The sequence below is a fragment of the Streptomyces sp. WAC 01529 genome (assembly GCF_003945545.1).
Taxonomy (GTDB): Bacteria; Actinomycetota; Actinomycetes; order Streptomycetales; family Streptomycetaceae; genus Streptomyces; species Streptomyces anatolicus.
In genome coordinates this window covers 6,165,001-6,181,059 of record NZ_CP029617.1, presented here as the reverse complement: position 1 = coordinate 6,181,059, position 16,059 = coordinate 6,165,001, and the positions used below count along the sequence as shown (strand labels likewise).

General features: G+C 68.1%; 6 protein-coding genes, 1 tRNA gene and 2 rRNA genes (1 of these 9 only partly in view). 2 read left to right on the top strand and 7 right to left on the bottom strand.

The genetic code is table 11. The features are described from left to right. Positions 1–16: 16 nt before the first annotated feature. The 3 genes from DMA15_RS27685 to DMA15_RS27675 all read right to left on the bottom strand — a co-directional run bounded on the left by DMA15_RS27685 (position 17) and on the right by DMA15_RS27675 (position 9,346). Complete coding sequence (locus DMA15_RS27685; RefSeq protein ID WP_125515457.1) at positions 17–2,788, bottom strand: DNA translocase FtsK; 2,772 nt, start codon at positions 2,786–2,788, stop codon at positions 17–19. Positions 2,789–2,913: 125 nt separating this feature from the next. Beyond that, a complete protein-coding gene (locus DMA15_RS27680; RefSeq protein ID WP_125515456.1) occupies positions 2,914–3,597 on the bottom strand; it encodes a response regulator in 684 nt (227 codons plus the stop codon). Between the two features lie 244 nt (positions 3,598–3,841). Further along, positions 3,842–9,346 (bottom strand): HAMP domain-containing protein, encoded by a 5,505-nt coding sequence (locus DMA15_RS27675; protein WP_125515455.1) that lies wholly within the window; start codon positions 9,344–9,346, stop codon positions 3,842–3,844. Positions 9,347–9,618: 272 nt separating this feature from the next. Between DMA15_RS27675 and DMA15_RS27665 the strand changes: the two genes are divergently transcribed. Next, positions 9,619–12,303 (top strand): SpoIIE family protein phosphatase, encoded by a 2,685-nt coding sequence (locus tag DMA15_RS27665; RefSeq protein WP_240659952.1) that lies wholly within the window; start codon positions 9,619–9,621, stop codon positions 12,301–12,303. A 101-nt stretch (positions 12,304–12,404) separates the two neighbouring features. On the opposite strand, the gene DMA15_RS27660 is transcribed toward DMA15_RS27665, so the two are convergent. Beyond that, positions 12,405–12,477 (bottom strand) — tRNA-Thr (locus DMA15_RS27660). A 115-nt stretch (positions 12,478–12,592) separates the two neighbouring features. On the opposite strand from DMA15_RS27660, the gene DMA15_RS27655 reads away from it, so the two are divergent. Then, positions 12,593–13,513 (top strand): PHB depolymerase family esterase, encoded by a 921-nt coding sequence (locus DMA15_RS27655; RefSeq protein WP_125515453.1) that lies wholly within the window; start codon positions 12,593–12,595, stop codon positions 13,511–13,513. Here the strand turns inward: DMA15_RS27655 and DMA15_RS27650 are convergent. The 3 genes from DMA15_RS27650 to DMA15_RS27640 form a co-directional block, all read right to left on the bottom strand. Next, positions 13,510–14,172 carry a DegT/DnrJ/EryC1/StrS family aminotransferase gene (locus DMA15_RS27650; RefSeq protein WP_125518030.1) on the bottom strand — a complete coding sequence of 221 codons (663 nt, stop codon included), beginning with the start codon at positions 14,170–14,172 and terminating at the stop codon, positions 13,510–13,512. The genes DMA15_RS27655 and DMA15_RS27650 overlap by 4 nt on opposite strands. A gap of 115 nt (positions 14,173–14,287) precedes the next feature. Then, positions 14,288–14,404, bottom strand: a 5S ribosomal RNA gene (gene rrf, locus DMA15_RS27645). 86 nt (positions 14,405–14,490) lie between these two features. Beyond that, a 23S ribosomal RNA gene (locus tag DMA15_RS27640) occupies positions 14,491–16,059 on the bottom strand; it runs 1,556 nt beyond the window's last position.

The window sequence follows — 16,059 nt, the reverse complement described above, 5'->3', positions numbered from 1 at the left end:
GTTGCCTCCCGATTCCTTACGGGTGAGCCTCCCCGCGGATCACGGCGAGCACGCCCTCCAGCTCATCGGGTTTCACGAGAACGTCACGTGCCTTGGACCCCTCGCTCGGGCCCACGATGGAGCGCGACTCCATGAGGTCCATCAGCCGTCCGGCCTTGGCGAAGCCGACGCGCAGCTTGCGCTGGAGCATCGACGTGGACCCGAACTGAGTGGAAACGACCAGCTCAGCGGCTTGACAGAGCAGATCGAGGTCGTCGCCGATGTCCTCGTCGATCTCCTTCTTCTGCTGAGTGCCCACGGTGACGTCCTCGCGGAAGACGGGCGCCATCTGGTCCTTGCAGTGCTGGACGACCGCGTGGATCTCGTCCTCGGTGACGAACGCGCCCTGCATTCGGGTGGGCTTGTTCGCCCCCATCGGCAGGAAGAGGCCATCACCCTTTCCGATGAGCTTCTCCGCACCCGGCTGGTCGAGGATGACCCGGCTGTCGGCGAGCGAGGAGGTCGCGAAGGCGAGCCGCGAGGGGACGTTCGCCTTGATCAGACCGGTCACGACGTCCACGGAGGGTCGCTGCGTGGCGAGCACCAGGTGGATGCCGGCCGCGCGCGCGAGCTGCGTGATGCGCACGATCGAGTCCTCGACGTCGCGCGGCGCGACCATCATCAGGTCGGCCAGCTCGTCGACGATCACCAGCAGATACGGATAGGCCTGCAGCTCCCGCTCGCTGCCCTCGGGCGTCTTGAGCTTGCCCTCGCGGACGGCCTGGTTGAAGTCGTCGATGTGGCGGTAGCCGAACGCCGCCAGGTCGTCGTAGCGCAGATCCATCTCGCGTACGACCCACTGGAGCGCCTCGGCGGCCTTCTTGGGGTTGGTGATGATCGGCGTGATCAGGTGCGGGATGCCCTCGTACGCGGTGAGCTCGACGCGCTTGGGGTCCACGAGGACCATCCGGACGTCCTCGGGCGTCGCTCTTATCATGATCGAAGTGATCAGGCAGTTGATGCACGACGACTTGCCGGACCCGGTGGCTCCGGCCACCAGGATGTGCGGCATCTTCGCCATGTTGGCCATGACGTAGCCGCCCTCGACGTCCTTGCCGAGCGCGACCAGCATCGGATGGTCGTCCTCCGCCGCGTCCGCCAGCCGCAGCACGTCGCCCACGTTGACCATCTCGCGGTCGGTGTTGGGGATCTCGATGCCGACCGCGGACTTGCCGGGGATCGGCGAGATGATCCGTACGTCCGGTGAGGCGACCGCGTACGCGATGTTCTTGGCCAGCGCCGTGATCTTCTCGACCTTCACGGCGGGGCCCAGCTCGATCTCGTACCGCGTGACCGTCGGGCCGCGCGTGAAGCCGGTGACGACCGCGTCGACCTTGAACTCCGTGAACACGTTCGTCAGCGAGGCCACGACCGCGTCATTGGCGGCGCTGCGCGTCTTGCCGGGCCCGCCGCGCTCCAGCAGGTCGAGCGAGGGCAGCGCGTACGTGATGTCCCCGGCGAGCTGGAGCTGCTCGGCGCGCGGCGGCAGCTCGCGGGGCGCCTCGGGCGCGGACTTGGTGAGGTCGGGCACGACGCCCCCCGCGGGCGCCTCGGGCTTCTTCTTGAGCTTGCCGGGCACCGGGGCGTCCGTGGCGCGCGCGGGCGGCACAGGGGCCGTGTGCTCGCGCTCCTCGCGCTCCCCCGAGACGCCCTGCGTCAGGTCGGCGACCAGCGGCGAGGGCGGCATGCCGTGCAGGACGGCTCCGTCCAGGTCCGCGGCGGCGGCGGCCGCCACGTCCACGGCGTCGAGCGGCCGGCCCATGTCCGGCTGTACGGGCGTCCTGCGCGGCCTGCGGCGCCTGGAGAGCGCCGCCTCCTCGGCGTGGTCGGGGGCGTACGCGTCCGGCTCGGCGGTGCGCCGGCGCGCGCCGCGCGCGGGCAGCGCCTCGCGCCACTGATCGTCGTAGCGCTCGTCGTCGGCGAACTCGTCGGCGTACTCCTCCGCGGGGTCCGCCTGGATCAGGCCGAGCCTGGTGCCGAGCAGCCGCAGCCGCTGCGGGATGGCGTTCACGGGCGTCGCCGTGACGACGAGCAGCCCGAAGACGGTGAGCAGCACCAGGAGGGGCACCGCCAGGATCTCGCCCATGGTGAAGATCAGCGGCGTCGCCGCCCCCCAGCCGATCAGCCCGCCGGCGTCCCTTATCGCCTGCATGCCCTCCCCGCGGGCGGGCGAGCCGCACGCGACGTGGACCTGACCGAGGATCCCGATGACCAGGGCGGACAGGCCGATCACAATGCGGCCGTTCGCCTCGGGCTGCTCCGGATGGCGGATGAGGCGTACGGCGATGGCGCCGAGCAGCAGCGGCACGAGCAGATCCAGGCGGCCGAACGCCCCGGTCACCAGGATCTCGACGAGATCGCCGACCGGGCCCCGCAGATTCGACCAGGTGCCCGCCGCGACGATCAGGGCGACGCCGAGCAGCAGCAGCGCGAGGCCGTCCTTGCGGTGCGCGGGGTCGAGGCCTTTCGCGCCGCGCCCTATGCCGCGGAACATGGCGCCGACCGCGTGCGCGAGGCCGAGCCAGACGGCCCGCACCAGGCGGTACACACCTCCGGTGGGGCTGGGAGCCGGCCGGGGCGCGGGCTTCTTCACCACGGCCTTCTTGGCCGGTGGCTTCCTCGCGGGCGCCTTCTTCGCCGCGGTCCTCTTCGCGGGCGGTCTGGCCACGGCCTTCTTCACCGGAGCCTTCGTCGGCGCGGCCGCCTTCTTCGCGGGCGTCTTCTTGGCTGCGGGCTGACGTGAGGCCATGGGTGTGAGGTTACCGTTGTCGACCACTGCGGACACGTGTGCCCACTGCTTCACCCGTTTGTGTCGCCCTTACGGGGCCGGTGAACTGACGAGGGCTCACCGGGGCCGCCGGGCGAGATGCCGCGTCAGTTCTGCGAGGGGACCGAGGGGGCGCCGCTGCCGGTGCCCGGCTCCAGGGCGTCAAGAGCCCGCCGCAGGCCGGTGAGTTTGCGTTCGAGATGGGCGGCGGTGGCCACCGCGGCGGCGTCGGCCGACTCGTCGTCCAGCTGCTTGGAGAGCGCTTCGGCCTGCTCCTCGACGGCCGCGAGCCGCGCGGACAGCTCGGCGAGGAGGCCCGCGGGCTCCTTCGCGCCGCCCTGCTCGGCCTTGCCGCCGCCTTCGAGCTGAAGACGCAGCAGGGCCGCCTGCTCCCGCAGTTGGCAGTTCTTCATGTACAGCTCGACGAAGACAGAGACCTTCGCGCGCAGCACCCACGGGTCGAACGGCTTGGAGATGTAGTCCACCGCGCCCGCCGCGTAACCCCGGAAGGTGTGGTGCGGTCCGTGGTTGATGGCGGTGAGGAAGATGATCGGGATGTCCCGGGTCCGCTCCCGCCGCTTGATGTGCGCGGCGGTTTCGAAACCGTCCATTCCTGGCATCTGGACATCCAGCAGAATGACCGCGAAGTCGTCCGTGAGTAGCGCTTTGAGCGCTTCCTCCCCGGAAGATGCCCGCACCAGTGTCTGATCGAGCGCAGAGAGGATGGCCTCCAGCGCCAGCAGATTCTCCGGCCGGTCATCGACCAGGAGGATCTTGGCCTTCTGCACCATGGCCCGCCCTCCTCGCCCCGGCGGTACACCGGGCGCCGCCCCAGAGGACGACTCCCTTGCGCCGCCCGTCCTTGTGCCGGTCATCGTAGCCGCACCCCGCCCGTCGCCACACCCTGTCACCGCGATGTCACTGTGCACGTAGCAGAAACGCGGTGGGAGACCAGAAGGTTCCCCGAATACCGCCGTTCTACACGACCTCGGCCACACTGTGTCAGCAACTCCGTGTGACGAAGCAGGTTCTCGGTCATTGACCGCGCATCCACTGCTCCATCACCGACAACAGGTGATCCGGATCGACCGGCTTCGTCACGTAGTCGGAAGCTCCGGAGTCGATCGCCTTCTCCCTGTCGCCCTTCATCGCCTTCGCCGTGAGCGCGATGATCGGGAGCCCGGCGAACTGCGGCATCCTGCGGATCGCCGTCGTCGTCGCGTACCCGTCCATCTCCGGCATCATGATGTCCATCAGAACGACCGTCACATCGTCGTGCTGCTCCAGGACTTCGATGCCCTCGCGGCCGTTCTCCGCATAGAGCACCGAAAGGCCGTGCTGCTCCAGGACGCTGGTGAGCGCGAAGACGTTGCGGATGTCGTCGTCGACGATCAGGACCTTCTCCCCCTCGAAGTGGAAGCCGGGCCGCGCGGGCGCCGCCTCCTGCCCCGCGGCGGGCCACTGCTCCTGCGGCCGCTGATCCTGGCTCGCGCCCACCGGCTGCCCCGGCAGCGCGGGCGGCTGCTGCTCCGGCGCCGAGCGGCGGCGGCGCCGGAAGAGCGCCGCGGGGCCCGAGGGGGCCTCCTGCCGCGCCGCGGAGCCGTCGGCCTCCTCCGGGGCCCCGGCCGCCCTCGCGGCGCTCTCCGGAGCGGGCAGCTCCGCCGTGGAGGGCGCGGGGGCGAGCTGCGCGTAACCCTGGGGAGGCAGTTCGCTCGGGTGCAGGGGCAAATAGAGCGTGAAGGTCGAGCCGCGGCCCGGTTCGCTCTGGGCGTAGATCTCGCCGCCGAGCAGCCGCGCGATCTCCCGGCTGATCGACAGGCCGAGGCCCGTGCCGCCGTACTTCCGGCTCGTCGTGCCGTCGGCCTGCTTGAAGGCCTCGAAGATGACCCGCATCTTGCTGGCCGCGATGCCGATGCCGGTGTCCGCCACCGAGAAGGCGATCACGTCGGCGCCCGGGTCCCGCAGCGAGCCGGCCTCCAGGAGCTGCTCGCGGATCGCGTTGGGCACGTCGTTGGTGGCGTGCCGGATCACCAGCTCGACCGCTCCGGAGTCGGTGAACTTCACCGCGTTGGACAGGAGGTTGCGCAGCACCTGGAGCAGTCGCTGCTCGTCCGTGTGCAGCGTCGCGGGCAGCTCCGGGGAGACGCGTACGGAGAAGTCGAGCCCCTTCTCCGCGGTCAGCGGGCGGAACGTGGCCTCTACGTAGTCGACGAGTTGGACGAGGGCGATGCGCGTCGGGGAGACGTCCATCTTGCCCGCCTCGACCTTCGACAGGTCGAGGATGTCGTTGATGAGCTGGAGCAGGTCCGAGCCCGCGCCGTGGATCGTCTCGGCGAACTCCACCTGCTTGGGGGTGAGGTTGGAGTCGGCGTTGTCGGCCAGCAGCTTGGCGAGGATCAGCAGGGAGTTGAGCGGTGTGCGCAGCTCGTGCGACATGTTCGCCAGGAACTCGGACTTGTAGCGCATCGAGACCGCGAGCTGCTCGGCGCGCTCCTCCAGGACCTGCCTGGCCTCTTCGATCTCGGTGTTCTTGACCTCGATGTCGCGGTTCTGCTGGGCCAGCAGCTCGGCCTTCTCCTCCAGCTCCGCGTTGGAGTCCTGGAGCGCCTTCTGCCGGTTCTCCAACTCGGCGGACCGCTCGCGCAGTTGCTCGGTCAGCTCCTGCGACTGCTTGAGCAGCACCTCGGTCTTCGTATTGACGCTGATGGTGTTGACGCTCGTCGCGATCATCTCGGCGATCTGGTTCAGGAAGTCCTTCTGGATCTGCGTGAAGGGCTGGAACGCGGCCAGCTCGATCACGCCGAGCACCGTCCCTTCGAAGAGCACCGGAAGCACGATGACCTGCGCGGGCGGCGCCTCCCCGAGGCCCGAGGCGATCCGCAGGTAGCCGGAGGGCGCGTTCTCCACGAGGATCGTGCGCCGCTCCTTGGCCGCCGTGCCGATCAGCGTCTCGCCGGGCCGGAAGGACGTCGGCATGGACCCCATGGAGTAGCCGTAGCTGCCGAGCATGCGCAGCTCGTACGCGTCCTCGTGCTCGCCCCCGAGATCCTTGGCTTCGTCCGTGGGCATCGCCAGGAAGAACGCGCCGTGCTGCGCCGAGACCACCGGCGTCAGCTCGCTCATGATCAGCGAGGCCACGTCCTCCAGGTCGCGGCGGCCCTGCATCAGGCCGGAGATCCGGGCGAGGTTGCCCTTGAGCCAGTCCTGTTCCTTGTTGGCGAGTGTGGTGTCGCGGAGGTTCGCGATCATCGTGTTGATGTTGTCCTGGAGGACCTGGATCTCGCCCGCCGCGTCGACCTCGATCTTGAGGTTGAGGTCACCGCGGGTCACCGCGGTGGCGACCTTGGCGATCGCGCGCACCTGGCGGGTGAGGTTTCCGGCCATCTCGTTCACGGACTCGGTCAGGTCGCGCCAGGTGCCGTCGACGTCACGCACGCGTGCCTGACCGCCCAGCTGACCCTCGGTGCCCACCTCGCGGGCGACCCGGGTGACCTGCTCGGCGAAGGACGACAGCTGGTCGACCATGGTGTTGATGGTGGTCTTCAGCTCCAGGATCTCGCCCCGGGCGTCGATGTCGATCTTCTTGGTGAGATCACCCTTGGCGATCGCGGTGGTGACCATCGCGATGTTGCGGACCTGTCCGGTCAGGTTGGACGCCATCGAGTTCACGGACTCGGTGAGGTCCTTCCACGTACCGGAGACACCCGGCACGCGCGCCTGGCCGCCCAGGATGCCGTCCGTGCCCACCTCACGGGCCACGCGCGTGACCTCGTCTGCGAACGAACTCAGCGTCGTCACCATGGTGTTGACCGTGTCGGCGAGCTGCGCGACCTCGCCGCGCGCCTCGACCGTGACCTTCTTGGTGAGGTCTCCGTTGGCGACCGCCGCCGAGACCTGGGAGATGTTCCGCACCTGGCTGGTCAGGTTGTTGGCCATCAGGTTGACGTTGTCGCTCAGGTCCTTCCAGATGCCGGTGACGCCCGGCACCCGCGCCTGACCGCCGAGCTGCCCCTCGGTGCCCACCTCGCGGGCCACGCGCGTGACCTGCTCGGCGAACGAGGACAGCTGGTCGACCATGGTGTTGACGGTCGTGACGAGTTCGAGGATCTCGCCCTTGGCGTCGACGGTGATCTTCTTGGAGAGGTCGCCCATCGCGACGGCGGTGGTGACCTCGGCGATGTTGCGCACCTGGAGGGTGAGGTTGTTCGCCATGCCGTTCACGGACTGCGTGAGGTCCTTCCAGGTGCCCGAGACGCCCTGGACCTCGGCCTGCCCGCCCAGGATGCCGTCGGTGCCCACCTCACGGGAGACCCGCGTGACCTGCTCCGCGAAGGCGGAGAGCTGGTCGACCATCGTGTTCAGGGTGTTCTTCAGCTCCAGGATCTCGCCGCGCGCGTCCACGTCGATCTTCTGGGACAGGTCACCGCGGGCCACCGCCGTCGCGACCTGCGCGATGTTGCGCACCTGGGCGGTGAGGTTGCCCGCCATGCCGTTCACGGAGTCCGTCAGGTCCCGCCACACACCGGCCACGCCGGGCACCTGCGCCTGCCCGCCGAGACGCCCCTCGGTGCCCACCTCGCGGGCCACCCGGGTCACCTGGTCGGCGAAGGCGGAGAGCTGGTCGACCATCGTGTTGATGGTGTTCTTCAGCTCCAGGATCTCGCCGCGCGCGTCGACCTCGATCTTCTGGGACAGGTCGCCGCGCGCCACGGCCGTGGTGACCTGCGCGATCTGACGTACCTGCGAAGTCAGGTTGCCCGCCATGAAGTTGACGGAGTCGGTGAGGTCCTTCCAGGTGCCGCTCACACCGTCCACGCGCGCCTGGCCGCCGAGGCGGCCCTCGGTGCCCACGTCCCGCGCCATCCGCGTGACCTGGTCGGCGAAGGACGACAGCTGGTCCACCATCGTGTTCACGGTGTTCTTCAACTGAAGCATCTCGCCGGACACGTCGACGGTGACCTTCTGCGACAGATCGCCGTTGGCCACCGCCGTCGTCACCTGTGCGATGTTGCGCACCTGCCCGGTGAGGTTGCGGAAGGCGGTGTTCACCGAGTCGGTGAGGTCCTTCCACGTGCCGGCCGCGCCCTGCACCTGCGCCTGACCGCCCAGCTCACCCTCGACACCGATCTCCCGCGCCACGCGCGTGACCTCGGAACCGAAGGCCGAGAGCTGGTCCACCATCGTGTTCACGGTGTTCTTCAGCTCGAGCATCTCGCCCGCGACATCGACGGTGACCTTCTGCGACAGATCGCCGTTGGCCACCGCCGTCGTCACCTGCGCGATGTCCCGCACCTGCGTGGTGAGGTTGCGGAAGACCGTGTTGACGGAGTCCGTGAGGTCCTTCCACGTCCCCGCGGCGCCCGGCACATTGGCCTGGCCGCCGAGCTGGCCCTCCGCGCCGACCTCGTTGGCCACGCGCGTGACCTCGTCCGCGAACGTACGCAGCGTCTCGGTCATCTGGTTGATCGTCTCGGCGAGCTGGGCCACCTCGCCGCGCGCGCTCACCGTGACCTTCTGCGACAGGTCGCCGTTGGCCACCGCCGTCGTGACCTGCGCGATCCCGCGCACCTGCGCGGTCAGATTGCCGGCCATGAGGTTCACCGAATCGGTGAGGTCCTTCCACACGCCCGCCACACCGGGCACCTGCGCCTGGCCGCCCAGCTCACCCTCCGTGCCCACCTCGCGGGCGACGCGGGTCACCTCGGAGGAGAACGAGGAGAGCTGGTCCACCATCGTGTTGACGGTGTTCTTCAGCTCCAGCATCTCGCCCGCGACGTGAACCGTGACCTTCCGGGACAAGTCGCCCTTCGCCACCGCCGTCGTCACCAGCGCGATGTCCCGCACCTGCGCGGTCAGCCGGTACGCCATCGTGTTGACCGAGTCCGTGAGGTCCTTCCACGAACCGGACATCCCCCGCACCCTGGCCTGGCCGCCCAGCTTGCCCTCGGTGCCGACCTCGCTGGCCACGCGCGTGACCTCGTCGGTGAAGGTGGAGAGCTGGTCGACGAGGTTGTTGACCGTACGCCCGACCTTCAGGAACTCCCCGCGCAGCGGATGGCCGTTCCCGTCCGCCCCCTGCGCCCGCAGCTCCATGCGCTGCTCCAGATCGCCCTCCGCCACCGCGGAGAGGACCCGGCCGACCTCGGAGACGGGACGTACAAGATCATCGACAAGGGCGTTCGACGCCTCGATCGCGGCGGCCCACGAACCCTCGCTGGCTCCGCTCTCCAGCCGTTCCGTGAGTTTTCCCTCACGACCGACCATGCGCCGCACCCGCGAAAGCTCACCCGTCAGGTGCAGATTCCGGTCAGCGACCTCGTTGAAGACGGCGGCGATCTGCGACATGACGTCGTCACCGGAGACGGTGAGCCGCTTGCGGAAATTGCCGTCCCGCATCGCCACCAGCGCCGCGAGCAGCCGGTTCAGGGCCGCCGCGTCCACGGAGGCAGTCGCCCCATTGCGCGGTTTGCGCTGTTTGTTCAGGGACTGTCCGTCTTTCGCGCGCGTCTCAGTGCCCCGCGTCGCTGCGCCAGACTCCACTGTGTCCCTCCCGCAAGGGTTGACCTACTGCTTGGGCCGCTCAGGCTGTCTCCATGAAGCTTGCCCAGTGTTTCACCATGGCCGAACCAGGCCATAACAGTTCGGCAGCTTCGCACACCGTCCGCACACCCTCCGGGCGGAAACACTGACGACCGGCATCAGCATGGACGGCGAAGGTAAGTAACCTTGCATCCGGCTGTCCAACCACCCCGGTCCTGCCCGGCCAGGGCGGTGGTACACGAACAAGCGGGCATCGGAGGGGCGGCCGCACCATGAGTTCGGGAGAACTGGGCGTCGATACGGTCGACACCGTCGATACTCATACGAGGAGTGCTGTGATCACCGCGCGTGCGGCTGCGACCTTCGAGCCCGTCGGGCGTTCCGTCGCCACGGCCCGCTCCTTCGTGCGCGACACCCTCCAGGGGTGGGGGTTCACGGACATCGTCGACGACGCCGTCGTCCTCACCAGCGAGCTGGTGACCAACGCGGTGGTGCACGCCGGCACGGCCGCCGACGTCCTCTGTCTGCGCAGCGACGACGCCGTACGCATCGAGGTCTCCGACCGCTATCCGGAGCGCGAGATCCCGCTCCAGCAGTCCTCCCTCAACATGGGCAGCCCGGACCGCGAAGGCGGCCGCGGCCTCCAGCTCTGCGCCGCGCTCGCCACCCGCTGGGGCGTCGACTACACCCCCACGAACAAACAGGTGTGGTTCCAACTCGACCTCCCCCACCGCCCGGTGGGCACCCGCACCGCGGGCCCCTCGCTCCCCGCCGAACTCCTGCCCATCGCCGACGGCCGGGTCCGCGTCGCCGTCATCCAGATCGACCGCGTGGGCGCCATCTCCGCCTGGAACGAAGACGCGGAGGACCTTTTCGGGTACGCCGCCGAGCACGTCACCGGCAAGCCCCTTAACGACCTCGCGGCCTGGCCGCACACCCCCGGCACCAGCACCGGCATCGCCGAGGCCCTCCAACTCTCCCGCTGGGAAGGCAGTTACGGCATCCGCGGCGCCCACGGCCGCGTGATCCCCGTCTACGCCTCGCACCTGCGCGTCCGCGACACCGACGGCGAGCCGTCGACGGTCTGCCTCCTCGTACGCGACGACGAGCGCGCCGTGCTCCAGACCCCGCTGCGCGGCGCGACACCCGAGCAGGCCACGCTCAGCGAGCCGAACGCCACGGACCCCTTCGAGGTCTTCATCGGCTCCCCCGCCCCCGACGACCTCGACGGCCTGCTCCAGCGCACCGTCGAACGCGCCCGCGACATGCTCGACGGCGACGCGGCCTTCCTGCTCCTGGCCACCGACGACGAGACGGAGCTGGAGGTCCGCGCCTCCACGGGCCTGCCCTCGGCCCGCCAGCGCTTCGCTCGCGTCCCCGTCGAGGCGGGCCCGGGACGCTACGGCTCGGCCCGCATGCCGGCCGTACACGAGGACCTGACCGTCGTCCCCGGCGCCGTCCCGCTCCTCAACGGCACGGGCATGCGCTCCGTCGTCACCGTGCCCCTCAAGGTCGAGGGCCGCCTCACCGGCTCCCTCGGCGTCGCCGCGGAGGCCCCCGACCGCTACTCGAACGAGGAGGCCCTGCGCCTCCAGTTCGCCGCCGACCGGATCGCCCTCGCCGTGGAGTCGGCGCGCCTCGGCGAGCTGGAGAGGCTCCGCCGCGGCTCCCTCTCGTTCCTCGTCGAGGCCTCCGACCTCCTCGCAGGCACCCTCGACCGCGACCAGACGCTGGCGCTCATGGCCCAGATGACGGTCCCGACGCTCGCCACCTGGTGCGCCGTCTACACCATCGCCGACCAGTCCGCCGAGCCCTACCTCTCGTACGTCCTGCACGAGGACGAGGAGCGCATCGACGGCCTGAAGGCACTCCTCTCCAAGATCCCCCCGCCCGACCCGGTCCCCACCCCGGGCGCCCGCGTCTGGGCCGCCCCCTCGGAGGCCGCGCACGAGGCGGCGCTGCGCACCTCCATGCGCAGCCTCGGCCTCGGCGAATCCCTCACCCTGGGTTCGGGCATCGGGACGACGCTCTCCACGGCCTCGGCGGTGGGCGGCGAGACGGTGGTCCTGCCCCTGGTCGCCCGCAACCGCGTCATCGGCATGCTCACGCTCGGTAAGCCCTCCGACGAGCACTTCCGCCAAGAGATCCTGGAATTGGCCGAAGATCTATCCCGCCGAGCGGCCCTGGCCCTGGACAACGCCCGTCTCTACTCCGAGCGCACCGCCATCAGCCAGTCCCTCCAGCGCAGTCTGCTGCCGCCCGGCCTCCCGCAGATCCCGGGCGTGGAGGTCGAGGTCATCTACCGCGCGGCCGGCGAGGGCAACGAAGTGGGCGGCGACTTCTACGACCTCTTCCCCATCCGCGACGGCGCGTACGGCTTCGCGATCGGCGACGTCTGCGGCACGGGCCCGGAGGCCGCGGCCGTCACGGGCCTGGCCCGGCACGCCCTGCGCCTGCTCGCCCGCGAGGGCTTCGGCGGCCCGGCGGTCCTGGAGCGCCTGAACGCGGCGATCCTCGACGAGGGGTCCCGCAGCCGCTTCCTGACGCTCCTGTACGGCGAGTTGTGGCCCCAGGAGGACGGCTCGGCGGTCCTGAAGATCGTCTGCGCGGGGCACCCGCTGCCGCTGCGCCTGCGCCAGGACGGCACCGTCGAGCCGTACGCGGAACCGCAGCCGCTGCTCGGCGTCATGGACGACCTGGAGCTGTACGAGCAGACGATGACGCTCGACCCGGGCGACGTCCTGCTCTGTGTGACCGACGGCGTCACCGAGCGCCGCGAGGGCACCCGCATGCTCGGCGACGACGGCCTCGCGGACGTCCTGACGACGTGTACGGGCCTGACGGCCGGCGCGGTGGCGGCCCGCATCATGCGCGCGGTGGAGCGCTTCGCGTCGGACGCCCCGTCCGACGACATGGCCATCCTCGCGATGCGCGTCCCCGGCCTGCAGAAGGACTGAGCGCCCCCGGGGCACCCCACCAGGTGCCCCGGACCCCGCGGTTCCCCACCCCGGACATGACGAAGGCCCCCGCCCAACTGGGCGGGGGCCTTCATGAGTTGAGCCCCCAAGCGGAATCGAACCGCTGACCTTCTCCTTACCATGGAGACGCTCTACCGACTGAGCTATAGGGGCCTGTTGTCCTCGCGGTTTCCCGCTTGGCAACGGAATAGATCATACCTGAAATCCGAGCCCTTCCGAACCGCCCGTTCCTCTGGACCGCTCGCCCCGGCGCTGCCACTCTGCGCGCATGCCGACCCGACGTGCCACGCTTCCGCGGTCCGCCTTATGCCTGGCGGGCGCCGCTCTGCTCCTGCCGCTCACAGCCTGCGGATCCGGCGGGGACGAAGGCACCACGGACCCGAAGCCCCCCGAGAAGCACGCAGCCGCGGAGACGCCACGCCCCGGCGATCAGAAAGTCACTCTCTCCTGGAAGGGCGAGAAGCGCGTCTACACCGTCCACGCCCCTCCCGGCTACGCACGCTCCGAGAAGCTGCCCCTTGTCATCGCCCTGCACCCCTATCCGGCCGACGGGGAGACCATGGCCACGATCAGCGGCCTCAATGCCAAGGCGGACAAGGAGAATTTCCTCGTCGCCTACCCCGACGGACTCAACAGCGGCTTCAACGCCCTCATCTGCTGCGGCACCGAGGACGACATCGGTTTCGTGCGTACGCTGACCAAGAGGCTGACCGGCACCTGGAACGCGGATCCGGCCCGCGTCTACGCCACGGGCATCTCCAACGGCGGCGACATGTCGTACAAGCTCGCGGTCGAACTCCCCGGCACCTTCGCGGCGATCGCCCCCGTCAGCGGCGGCTATCTCGGCACCGACGCGCAGAAAGCCTCGTACATGCCGAAGACCCCGGTCTCAGTGATCACCTTCATCGGTGGCCTCGACGAGCATTACGCGGGAATGGACACAGGCATCGCCACCTGGCAGAAACGCCTGTCCTGCAAGCCGAGCACGCCCGACAAGCTCAGGAACAGCATCAGGAAGACCACCGCAAAGTGCCGGGACGGCTCGGACGTGGTCGTGTACCGGCTCCCCAAGATGGGCCACTCGTGGCCGGGCGGCGCGGGCGGCAGCATGTCCGACCCGAAAGCCGGCGTCGACGCGACCGACCTGATGTGGGAGTTCTTCAAGTCCCACACCAAGAAGGCGCCCTAAAAGGCGGGCTGGAGGAGTCCGCCGAGGGCATTGCAGGCGGAGACGACGCGTTGCAGGTCACGCCGTGACATCGACGCGTCGACCGGCAGCGCGAGCGTCTCGTCCGCGGCCCGCTCGGTCTCGGGCAGACACACATCCCGCCGGAACTGCGGCAGACGATGCACCGGCGTCTTCACGGGCACCCAGCAGTTGACTCCCTTGGCCCGTACGGCGCGCGCGAACGCGTCCCGGTCGGGCCGCCCGTTCCCGGGCACGCGCACCACGTACTGTTGGTAGCTGTCCTTCTCACGCAGGTCCGGCGTCACGACTCCACTGAGTCGCCCGCTCAGATACGCGGCATGGGCCCTGCGCCGCTCAAGTCCTTCGTACGGAGCCTCCGACTCGCCCTGCTCCAGGACGAGGAACCCCTGCCGCTGCCCCAGCTCACGCAGCCGCCGTACGTCGGCCTCGTTCCCGAAGCGGTGTACGACGATGACAGCGGCCGTCCGTGGGGTCACCGCGGCGGCGACCGCGTCAGGGTCGAGGCAGTACGTGGCCGGCTCTATGTCGGCGAACACCGGCAGCGCTCCCGCGAGGACCACGGCCTCGGCGACCTCGGCGTTCCCATAGGCGGGCACGACCACCTCGTCACCGGTACCGACACCAGCGGCGCGCAACATTCCAAGAGTCCCCATGCCTTCGGATGTTGGCCCCGCAACGTGAACGGCAAGTGACGCAAAACAAAAAAGAGCTGGTCCCTGAACCGAAGTTCAGGGACCAGCTCTATCAAGATGAGTTCGGCGGCGTCCTACTCTCCCACAGGGTCCCCCCTGCAGTACCATCGGCGCTATGAGGCTTAGCTTCCGGGTTCGGAATGTAACCGGGCGTTTCCCTCACGCTATGACCACCGAAACACTATGAAACTGACAACCGCACCGCCATGTGGCATGACGGGGTTGTTCGTGGTTTCAGAACCAACACAGTGGACGCGAGCAACTGAGGACAAGCCCTCGGCCTATTAGTACCAGTCACCTCCACCCGTTACCGGGCTTCCAGATCTGGCCTATCAACCCAGTCGTCTACTGGGAGCCTTAACCCCTCAAAGGGGGTGGGAATACTCATCTCGAAGCAGGCTTCCCGCTTAGATGCTTTCAGCGGTTATCCTTTCCGAACGTAGCCAACCAGCCATGCCCTTGGCAGGACAACTGGCACACCAGAGGTTCGTCCGTCCCGGTCCTCTCGTACTAGGGACAGCCCTTCTCAATATTCCTACGCGCACAGAGGATAGGGACCGAACTGTCTCACGACGTTCTAAACCCAGCTCGCGTACCGCTTTAATGGGCGAACAGCCCAACCCTTGGGACCGACTCCAGCCCCAGGATGCGACGAGCCGACATCGAGGTGCCAAACCATCCCGTCGATATGGACTCTTGGGGAAGATCAGCCTGTTATCCCCGGGGTACCTTTTATCCGTTGAGCGACGGCGCTTCCACAAGCCACCGCCGGGTCACTAGTCCCGACTTTCGTCCCTGCTCGACCCGTCGGTCTCACAGTCAAGCTCCCTTGTGCACTTACACTCAACACCTGATTACCAACCAGGCTGAGGGAACCTTTGGGCGCCTCCGTTACTCTTTGGGAGGCAACCGCCCCAGTTAAACTACCCATCAGACACTGTCCCTGATCCGGATCACGGACCGAGGTTAGACATCCAGCACGACCAGAGTGGTATTTCAACGGCGACTCCACGAACACTGGCGTGCCCGCTTCAAAGTCTCCCACCTATCCTACACAAGCCGAACCGAACACCAATATCAAACTATAGTAAAGGTCCCGGGGTCTTTCCGTCCTTCTGCGCGAAACGAGCATCTTTACTCGTAGTGCAATTTCACCGGGCCTATGGTTGAGACAGTCGAGAAGTCGTTACGCCATTCGTGCAGGTCGGAACTTACCCGACAAGGAATTTCGCTACCTTAGGATGGTTATAGTTACCACCGCCGTTTACTGGCGCTTAAGTTCTCAGCTTCGCACACCCGAAAGTGCACTAACCGGTCCCCTTAACGTTCCAGCACCGGGCAGGCGTCAGTCCGTATACATCGCCTTACGGCTTCGCACGGACCTGTGTTTTTAGTAAACAGTCGCTTCTCGCTGGTCTCTGCGGCCACCCCCAGCTCACCGTGTAAAACGGATCACCAGTGATGGCCCCCCTTCTCCCGAAGTTACGGGGGCATTTTGCCGAGTTCCTTAACCATAGTTCACCCGAACGCCTCGGTATTCTCTACCTGACCACCTGAGTCGGTTTAGGGTACGGGCCGCCATGAAACTCGCTAGAGGCTTTTCTCGACAGCATAGGATCATCCACTTCACCACAATCGGCTCGGCATCAGGTCTCAGCCTTAATGTGCGACGGATTTACCTATCACACGGCCTACACCCTTACCCCGGGACAACCACCGCCCGGGCTGGACTACCTTCCTGCGTCACCCCATCACTCACCTACTACAAGTCTGGTTCGTCGGCTCCACCACTCCCCTTTGCCCGAAGGCTCCAGGGCGGCTTCACGGACTTAG